This window comes from Clostridium sp., assembly GCF_051650885.1.
In the GTDB taxonomy this organism is placed as follows: Bacteria; Bacillota; Clostridia; order Clostridiales; family Clostridiaceae; genus Clostridium.
This window is the reverse complement of the sequence record NZ_JBOFRG010000254.1, coordinates 1-8,702: the sequence shown is the minus strand read 5'-3', so window position 1 is coordinate 8,702 and position 8,702 is coordinate 1. Positions and strand designations below refer to the sequence as shown.

The window sequence follows — 8,702 nt, the reverse complement described above, 5'->3', positions numbered from 1 at the left end:
GGATTTAGGCTTGTATGAAAATACATAAATAGTGGATTTCCTAATTCTTTAAAGTATATTGATAATCCACTTCCAACTACTAAAGAAAGGATAAATAAAATCAAAAATGGTGTACTATTCTTAATTTTTATATCCTTTATAACTTTTCCAATTAAAAAATATCCTAAAAATTCAACTGGATAGTACAAAGGAATATTCAAAAATCCTGTTTTTGCTCGTAGAAGTTCACATACAAATCCTATAATAAGAACCACTATACTCACATTCCTAAATGTTTTATCACTCATTTTATTTTTTATATCTACAATAAATGGTGTAAGTATATAAAGTAATACTAATAAATATAGATACCATAAATGAATAGATGCTCCCCCCATAAGGATTTCTTTAAAAATAGTTCCTATGTTAAAGCTTGGATCTAATCCCACTCTAAACAAGATGTATACAATATTCCAAATTACAATTGCTCCTATTGCCCTTGGAAGTCTTTTCTTATAGAACTCTTTTTTATTTTTATATTCCTTAATTAAAAATCCACCACTTATCATTACAAATATAGGGACTGCAATTCTTCCTATAATAGATATTGGAATTGTTGCATTTAAGTCAGCACTTCCCATACTTATCCCCTTTAATAAATAGGGTGCTACTGAATGTACGACTACTACTAAAAAGCAACATATCACCTTTAGTAAATCAATATTTTGTTCTCTTTTCATTTTAACTCCTAAAAAATTTATATATACCTATATTATACATTTTCTTCCTTTTATATGTTAAAAAAAAATTGCCTACACGGCAATTTTTTTATTCTTCTTCTTCAAGATATAATTCTTCTGCATCATGGTCATAGTAAAATAACTCAGCATATCTTCCCCAGTCAATTATTATATCCATCATTTCTTCTACTTCATCTGCACTAAAGTATTTTTTGAATAGTTCTTTAAAGAATTCTTCTTTCATTTTTTTATTTGCTTTATTGTTTAATACATTTAATATAACCTTAAATGTAGAAATCTTTTCTATTTGATCTTTAAATAAATCTTTACTCTCTTCTTTATCAAGTTCAACAAATTCTTTTCCAAGAGGTGTTATAAATATATCCCCTTCCTTTACTTCTGCAAAGCCAAGCATTGATATTCCTTCGATATTTGGGAATAAATCATCTATTTCCATCATTAAGTCTCCACCTAATTGATAGATATCCATTTTTCCACCGTTATCATCAATAAGTTCTAAAAGCCCTTCCATAACTCCAACATGTGAATAAGGAATAGCTACTGGTCTTGTAACTTTACCTTTTTCAGATTTTGGAATATCATCTGCTGGTACAACTTCCTGATCTTCAAGTTTTCCTTCAATTAAAAGCTTATAAACCTTATCTACTAACTTTTCAAACTCTGGTGATTTTCTATTTCTTGGATGTGGAAGATTAATCTCTATTTCTCCTGCCACATGTGTTGGTTTTTTACTAAGCATGATTATTTTATCAGCCATAAGTACAGCTTCTTCAATACCATGAGTAATCATTATTATACTTTTAATCGGCATTCTTTTTTCCATCCAAAGGTCTACAAGCTCTGTTCTTAAGTTTTCTGCTGTTAAATAATCAAGTGCTGAAAATGGTTCATCTAAACAAAGAAGCTTTGGCTCAACTGCTAATGCTCTTGCAAATCCAACCCTTTGTCTCATTCCTCCTGATAATTCCTTTGGATAAGCTTCCTCAAAACCATCAAGTCCTATAAGGCTTATAAGTTCTTCTGCCTTATCTTTTGTATAATCCTTTGGAAAGCCTTTTACTTTAAGTCCAAGCTCAACATTTTCACGTACAGTTAGCCATGGAAAAAGTGCGAAGCTTTGAAATACTATAGCCGCTGCTGAACTTACTTCATTAACCTTTTTTCCATCTAAAATTACTTCACCTTCATCTGCTTTAATAAGTCCTGTCATTATTCTTAAAAGGGTACTTTTACCAGAACCTGATGGACCAAGTATTGCTACAAATTCACCTTCATTTATAGTTAAATTTACGTTATCTAATGTTGGCTTATCTGAATCTCCAAAATATTTTACTATACTATCTACTTTAATAAATTCCTTTGTACTTTTCATTTAATCCACCTCCGTCTTAAATTTCCATTTTAAATTTTTCATCTGCTAATTTATATAATCTATTCCATACAAGTTTATTAAATATTACAACTACAATTGCCATAGTAAGTGTTGCCATTAAAAGCATTGCAAAGTTTCCATTTGCTGTTGACTCTGAAATAAGTGCTCCAAGTCCTGTTGTAGTTACTGTTTTTCCATTAAAGGTTACATACTCTGCAACTATACTTGCATTCCAACATCCACCTGCTGCTGTAATCATTCCTGTAACTAAGTATGGGAATATTGATGGAAGTATTAGATATCTCCATTTTTTAAATCCTGTTACACCATAAGTTTTTGCTGCAGCTTTTAAATCTTCTGGTATAGCCATTGCCCCTGCAATAACATTAAATAAGATATACCACTGTGTTCCAAGTAACATAAGAATTACTGCTGCAATATTTAATCCACCAATTTTATTTATTAAAAATAATAAAAGAACTGGAAATACTGCTGTTGCAGGAACTGACGCTGCTATTTGAACCAAAGGCTGCAAGATTTTTGCAAGTTTTTTATTCATTCCAATTAAAACTCCAACTGGAACTGTCCAAATTAATGCAATAATTTGTGCTGCAACAACTCTTAAGAATGTTGCTCCAACTGCTGGGAAAAGACTTAAAAGTTCTTTTGCTGTTAATTCCATACATAATTTACTTGCTTTTATTCCTAAATAAATTAAAATTATTATTCCAATTACTCTAATAGCCCATTTTATAATTACTCTTATTATACTTTTCTTTCCTTCACTTGCACGTTCTTTCTTTGCAGCTTCATATTTATCAATAACTCTATCTAGCTTTTCACCAAAAATCTCTCCAATTTTATCTACTATATTATCCATAATAAATCCAACTACAGCTGATCTTCTTAAAAGAGTTAAAAGTGCTGAATGAGGTACTTCAGTTTGAGTAAGTTCCATTTTAAACTTATCTGCCCAAACATTTAAAGGCTTCCATATAAGTTGGTCTAATAAAACTATTACTACAATTAATGATAAAATCCCTATTACTAAGGCTTTTATATCGCCTTTATCTGCTGCTTCTTGAAGGTATGAACCTATTCCTGGAAGTGCATAAGTTTTACCATTTAAGGTGAACATTTCACAAGTCATAAGGAAGAACCATCCTCCTGCCCAAGACATCATACTGTTCCATACAAGCCCCATCATTCCAAATGGAAGCTCAAGCTTTCTAAACTTTTGCCATTTATTTAATCTAAATACATCTGATGCTTGACTTAAATCCTCTGGTAAAGTTTTTGCTGAATTATAAAAACTAAATGTCATATTCCAAGCTTGACTTGTAAATATAAGAACTATACTTGCTAAGTTTATTCCTATATTATGACTTGGAAATAATGCCATAAGTCCAAGTGATACAGCTGGTAAGAATGATAACACTGGTATAGATTGAAGTATATCTATAATTGGTATCATTACCTTTTCTGCCTTTTTATTATGTCCTGCTATATGCCCATAAATTAATGTAAAAATTAATGATAAAACATAAGCTGCTGCCATTCTTCCAACTGACTTTAACATATATACTGGAATATTACTTATTTTAATAGATATTGTACTTCCTACATCGCTTGGATTTACATGACCATTTATAGCTGGTGTTAAAGCTAAAACAAGAACTGCTGCTATCGCTACAAAAATTAAAATATCTATTATTCCAAACTTTCTATCAACTACTGATTTTTGCATATTCATATTTTTTCTTCTCCTTTAGTTATTTCCGTATAGACTCGCCTCCATCTGTATCCATCTATCAATCTCCTCCTTTAGTTTCTCCTAATTATGTACATACTATAAGTACTAAGACTATAAAAATAAAAAAAGGTTTTTAGAATATACTCCTAAAAACCTATAACAATCATCTTAAAAAAATCTTGTACCATGGTTTTAGCACTATATAGCTTTGAGCTAAACTCAGCTACGTTAAGTAAAGCCTTAACTCGGCAATACCTGTTGACTCATTGGCATCTTTCGATGTTTCTGAGCAGTAGCATTTATCTAATATAGGAGCCTCCCCTAAAATATTTATTTTTTAAAAGTTTAATTTAATTAACTTTCACTTAAAATTATAGTTTTTAAATTTTGTAAAGTCAACATCTTTGCTTTTCTGTTTAAAAAGTTTAATTTAAATTAATATCTTTACCATTTACTTTCTTTTACTAACTTTTTTACAAATTCTGTTTTAGGGTTATTTAATATTTCTTCTTTTCCCCCAACTTGTACTATTTTACCTTTATCCATAACAATTATCCTAGTTCCAAGCCTCATAGCTTCTCTTATATCGTGAGTTACAAAAATTATAGTTATTTTTCTTTCATCATATATTTTTAAAATCTCTTCTTGAAGAGTTTTTCTCGTTATTTCATCTACATTTCCAAAAGGTTCATCCATTAAAAGAATTTTAGAATTATTTATTAAAGCTCTCCCAATTCCAACTCTCTGTCTTTCTCCACCAGAAAGTTCTCTAGGATACTTTTTTAAAACCTCTTTTTCTAATCCTATAATCCTTAAAACCTCTTCTACTCTTTTTTCCTTTTCCTTCTTACTTATCTTTTTCTCTAAATCAAGAACATAAGTCAAATTTTTTTCAATTTTTAAATGTGGAAAAAGCGAGATACTTTGAACTACATATCCAATACCTCTTCTCTTTAATTCAAACCCTTTTTCACTAACTCTATTTCCTTCTATTAAAACTTCACCTTCATCTTCTTTAAGCAGTCCATTAATAAGCTTTATAAAAGTAGTTTTGCCTGAGCCTGATGTTCCTATAACTGTTACAAACTCACCTTCTTCAATAGAAATATTTATATCCTTTAAAGCAATCTTTCCCTTGTAACCTTTACTTACATTTTTAAATTCAATTATCTTCATTTACTTAATTATTCCTTTTTCCTTTAAAAATTCATAAGCTACCTCTTCTTCTCCTTTTCCTTCACCTTCAACTTTATAATTTAACTTTGCCATTTCCTCTTCATTTATAATATTATCCATTAATGCTAAAGCTTCTTTAAGCTCTGGATGTTTTTCTAAAATATCTAATCTAACAATTGTACTGCAATAATAAGTATCATAAAACTTTTTATCATCCTCTAAAAGAACTACATCAGAAGTAGTCAAAGCTCCATCAGTTGTAAAAACATTCATTACATCAATCTTCTTTTCATTTATTGCCTTATGCTTTAACCCTATATCTAAATCTACAGTTTTCTTAAAATTAAATCCATATTCCTTTTTAAGCCCCTCATATCCATCTTCTCTTTCATAAAAATCATATTCTGCACCAAAAGTTAAATCCTTTGAATACTTAGAAAGGTCAGAATAAGTTTTTATATTATACTTTTCTGCTATATCACGTCTTACAACTAACCCAAAATTATTGTTAAATCCATAGGAGTTTGTCCATGTTAATTTATATTCTTCTTCATATCTCTTTTTTAATTCTTCAAACAATTCCTTATCTTCTAAATTCCTATTATCCTTTAAAACAAATCTCCATCCTGTTCCTGTATACTCAGGATACATATGAAAATCCCCCTTAACAATTGCAGGATGAATATTACTTGTTCCTCCACCAATCCCCTTAGTTATCTCTACCTTTAAGTCAGTTTTTTCCTCAATTATAAGTTTAAGCATTTCACTTAAAATAAACTGTTCTGTCATTGGCTTTGTTGCAATTTTTATAGTTTCTTCTTTTTTCCCACAAGAACTTAAAATAATTCCTAAAAATATACAACTTAAAATTATACTTATTTTTTTTATACCTCTCATTAATTACCCCTCCACGCTATACCTTTTTTGTATTACACCTATAATAAAATCAAACACTATTGCTAAAACTGCTATTAAAAGACTTCCTGCAATAGTTAGAAGAGTATTATTTGTAGTTATCCCCCTATAAATACAAACTCCAAGTCCTCCAGCTCCAATAAAAGATGCAATTCCTCCTAAAGCAATAGTCATAACAACCATATTTCTAAAACCTGCTATAATCACACCTAAAGCCAAAGGTAATTTAATTTTATAAAGAATTTGAAACCTAGTACTCCCCATTCCCTTAGCCACTTCAATAATCTCTTTATCAACCTCCCTAAGCCCTGCATAAGTATTTCTTATCATAGGCAAAAGTCCATAAATAGTAAGAGCAATAATTGCACTCCTATTCCCAATCCCTGATATAGGAATAAGAAAACCTAAAAGCGCAATAGATGGAATAGTATAAACAAAATTAGTTACTCCTAAAACAACAGCCGATGCTTTCTTAAACTCATTTATAAAAATCCCTATCACTCCACCAATTACACTTGCAAGAAAAATTGCTATAAAACAAATCTTAATATGTTCTAATACAAGCTCAATAAAAAAATCACTTCTACTTACATATAAATCAATTAACTCTCCTATAAGTACCCCTCCCACATAAAGTTCTCCTTCTTATTTAAGCTATTCATAAATCTTCTAATAGTTACTTGAAAAAAATAAGACAAACTAAAAAATTTTAGTTTGCCTTATCTTTACACTATTTATTTAATTCATTATTATCTTTATTTTCATTTAAATCTTGCTCTTCATTAGAAATATCTATTTCATCATCTTTACACTTTATAAAAATCAAGGTTATTACAATTACTGTTATCAATCCAAATGGTCCTATAAAACAAAATGGAAAAGCACTTAATCCAAATAAAAGGTAAACTGCACCTGATAAAATAACTCCACCTATTAAAGGTAATGATATAAAATATAGAAATTCCGGCTTATCATCATCTTCATCTGCTATTTTTTCACCCATTCCTTTTGCCAATAAAGCCGCAACTGTAAAAGTAACTATTCCAGCAAGCACTGATAATATAAGCCATGTATCACTATAGTGAGTTCCAAACACCTTATTATAGTCAGAATTATATATATCTTGTCCACGATACGAATTTGCTACAAATACTATGACTATTGCCATAATTAATGAAGCTATGTTATATCCTTTATTTAAGCCTTTTTTCTTTAAAAAATTATAAATAATAATTGCTAATATAATTTGTAATATATAATCCATTTACCCTCCTACACACTTCAACAAAACTTAATTTAATTTATTTCCAGCCTTGTCTTTAAAAGCTCCACATAAAATCATTATAAAATCTATAAGTGTCCATATACCAAAACACCCTAAAGTAAATAACATTATAATACCAGTTCCAATCTTACCAACATAAAATCTATGAATTCCAAAACCACCTAAAAAGAAGCATAGTAAAGCTGCTGCCACCTTACTCTTCTCTCCTACTGTAGCCATAGGTGCACCACAGTTTGGACACATTACAGCATTACTACTTATTTCTTTTCCACAATCTTTACAAAACATTTTTTCAATCTCCAATCATCTTTAGTTTTAACTTCTCATATTTTTCTCAATATATCCTTAAATTAACTTTATTACAGTCTCTTAATTTGCTTTGCATATTTAAGCTTGTCCATTGTATCATATAAATATTTATAATCCACATATTTTTCTACCTTTTCATTATTTTTATGCTTTTCTTAGTTCCTTACTAATTAAACAGATATTTTCTTACTAATAGTTATATTAGACTAATTATTTCATATGGATATTTTTTCTTTTTATAATATTTTTTTGCATAATAAAAAGAAATGCATTTCTACATTTCTTTTTGTCTTGATTATATGCTCATATAAATCTTAATCAAACTAGGAAAATTATGTCTATCATCTAAAAAGAATTGAATGTATTTTTTATTTTCTCCCTCATATACACTCAAGATATCAATTAAATTTGCTCTAGCACTTCTTAACTCATAGCTATTTAAATTTAAAATATCAATTGTATACTTTGCTCTTAAATACTTAATACTTCTTTCATCCTTCTCTTTAGGTATAATTTCTCCACTTGCAATATTATAATCAATATATTCATCTAAATCATCTACTATTGGATTAAGAAATTTATCATTATATTTATTTCCCTTATATGAACCACAACTATTTTTTTCATTACAAGAAACTATCAAATTGTTATAATCATCCCATGTCTTAGGTTTATTTTTTCTTTTAAATTCTAATAGAAACTCTGGTTCATTTCCTTTCCTAACCTTTAGCATTTTTCTTATTCCTTATAGAAATATCCAATCTAATTCTCATAATATCTTTATCTAAGTCACCTAAATACTTTCTTAAATAATTAAATATTTCTTTAAATTCTTTTGTTTCATATAAATTTTGATTTAATAGAGAGTATATCTTATTTAATTTTTCTGTTATATTTTCATTTCTTAAGCTTTCTAAGCTCATAGTCGTACTCAATATGTCACCTATAGTTTTCCCATAAGTCTCTGATAATTTATCATTATCAACTACATTTATTCCTAAATTATCTTTTTTTATGACTCTAAGTTGTTTTGCCTCAATATCTCCAATTATATGTGGTGAGTGCGTTGCTATGATTAATTGGTTATTTTCACCTATACTTTCATATACATGAATTATTTTTTGTTGCCATTCTGGATGAAGTGATATTTCG

Annotated in this window: 10 protein-coding genes and 1 riboswitch; all 10 genes read right to left on the bottom strand. The window is 28.8% G+C overall.

The window, feature by feature from the left end:
• A partial coding sequence (locus ACRC28_RS12135) for an acyltransferase (RefSeq protein ID WP_438543709.1) occupies positions 1 to 719 on the bottom strand: 719 nt, incomplete at its 3' end.
• Positions 720 to 807: 88 nt separating this feature from the next.
• On the bottom strand, positions 808 to 2,112 hold the full coding sequence (locus ACRC28_RS12130; RefSeq protein ID WP_438543708.1) for an ABC transporter ATP-binding protein: 1,305 nt from the start codon (positions 2,110 to 2,112) through the stop codon (positions 808 to 810).
• Positions 2,113 to 2,128: 16 nt separating this feature from the next.
• Entirely contained in the window at positions 2,129 to 3,865 is a 1,737-nt protein-coding gene (locus ACRC28_RS12125; RefSeq protein ID WP_438543707.1) for an ABC transporter permease, read from the bottom strand.
• A gap of 170 nt (positions 3,866 to 4,035) precedes the next feature.
• Positions 4,036 to 4,201, bottom strand: a riboswitch (M-box (ykoK) riboswitch).
• Between the two features lie 108 nt (positions 4,202 to 4,309).
• Positions 4,310 to 5,041, bottom strand: a complete 732-nt coding sequence (locus ACRC28_RS12120) for an ATP-binding cassette domain-containing protein (RefSeq protein ID WP_438543706.1) — start codon at positions 5,039 to 5,041, stop codon at positions 4,310 to 4,312.
• Positions 5,042 to 5,938 (bottom strand): glycine betaine ABC transporter substrate-binding protein, encoded by an 897-nt coding sequence (locus ACRC28_RS12115; RefSeq protein WP_438543705.1) that lies wholly within the window; start codon positions 5,936 to 5,938, stop codon positions 5,042 to 5,044.
• Positions 5,939 to 5,941: 3 nt separating this feature from the next.
• On the bottom strand, positions 5,942 to 6,586 hold the full coding sequence (locus tag ACRC28_RS12110; protein WP_438543704.1) for an ABC transporter permease: 645 nt from the start codon (positions 6,584 to 6,586) through the stop codon (positions 5,942 to 5,944).
• A gap of 100 nt (positions 6,587 to 6,686) precedes the next feature.
• Positions 6,687 to 7,220 (bottom strand): hypothetical protein, encoded by a 534-nt coding sequence (locus ACRC28_RS12105; RefSeq protein ID WP_438543703.1) that lies wholly within the window; start codon positions 7,218 to 7,220, stop codon positions 6,687 to 6,689.
• A gap of 27 nt (positions 7,221 to 7,247) precedes the next feature.
• On the bottom strand, positions 7,248 to 7,529 hold the full coding sequence (locus tag ACRC28_RS12100) for an NINE protein (RefSeq protein WP_438543702.1): 282 nt from the start codon (positions 7,527 to 7,529) through the stop codon (positions 7,248 to 7,250).
• A 316-nt stretch (positions 7,530 to 7,845) separates the two neighbouring features.
• A complete protein-coding gene (locus ACRC28_RS12095; protein WP_438543701.1) occupies positions 7,846 to 8,283 on the bottom strand; it encodes a hypothetical protein in 438 nt (145 codons plus the stop codon).
• On the bottom strand, positions 8,270 to 8,702 hold a 433-nt coding region (locus ACRC28_RS12090; protein ID WP_438543700.1), incomplete at its 5' end, for an AAA family ATPase. The genes ACRC28_RS12090 and ACRC28_RS12095, both read right to left, overlap by 14 nt.

Coding starts and splice junctions, on each gene's coding strand:
- ACRC28_RS12130 (WP_438543708.1), bottom strand. CDS start 2,112: ATGAAAAGTACAAAGGAATTTATTAAAGTAGATAGTATAGTAAAATAT.
- ACRC28_RS12125 (WP_438543707.1), bottom strand. CDS start 3,865: ATGAATATGCAAAAATCAGTAGTTGATAGAAAGTTTGGAATAATAGAT.
- ACRC28_RS12120 (WP_438543706.1), bottom strand. CDS start 5,041: ATGAAGATAATTGAATTTAAAAATGTAAGTAAAGGTTACAAGGGAAAG.
- ACRC28_RS12115 (WP_438543705.1), bottom strand. CDS start 5,938: ATGAGAGGTATAAAAAAAATAAGTATAATTTTAAGTTGTATATTTTTA.
- ACRC28_RS12105 (WP_438543703.1), bottom strand. CDS start 7,220: ATGGATTATATATTACAAATTATATTAGCAATTATTATTTATAATTTT.
- ACRC28_RS12100 (WP_438543702.1), bottom strand. CDS start 7,529: ATGTTTTGTAAAGATTGTGGAAAAGAAATAAGTAGTAATGCTGTAATG.
- ACRC28_RS12095 (WP_438543701.1), bottom strand. CDS start 8,283: ATGCTAAAGGTTAGGAAAGGAAATGAACCAGAGTTTCTATTAGAATTT.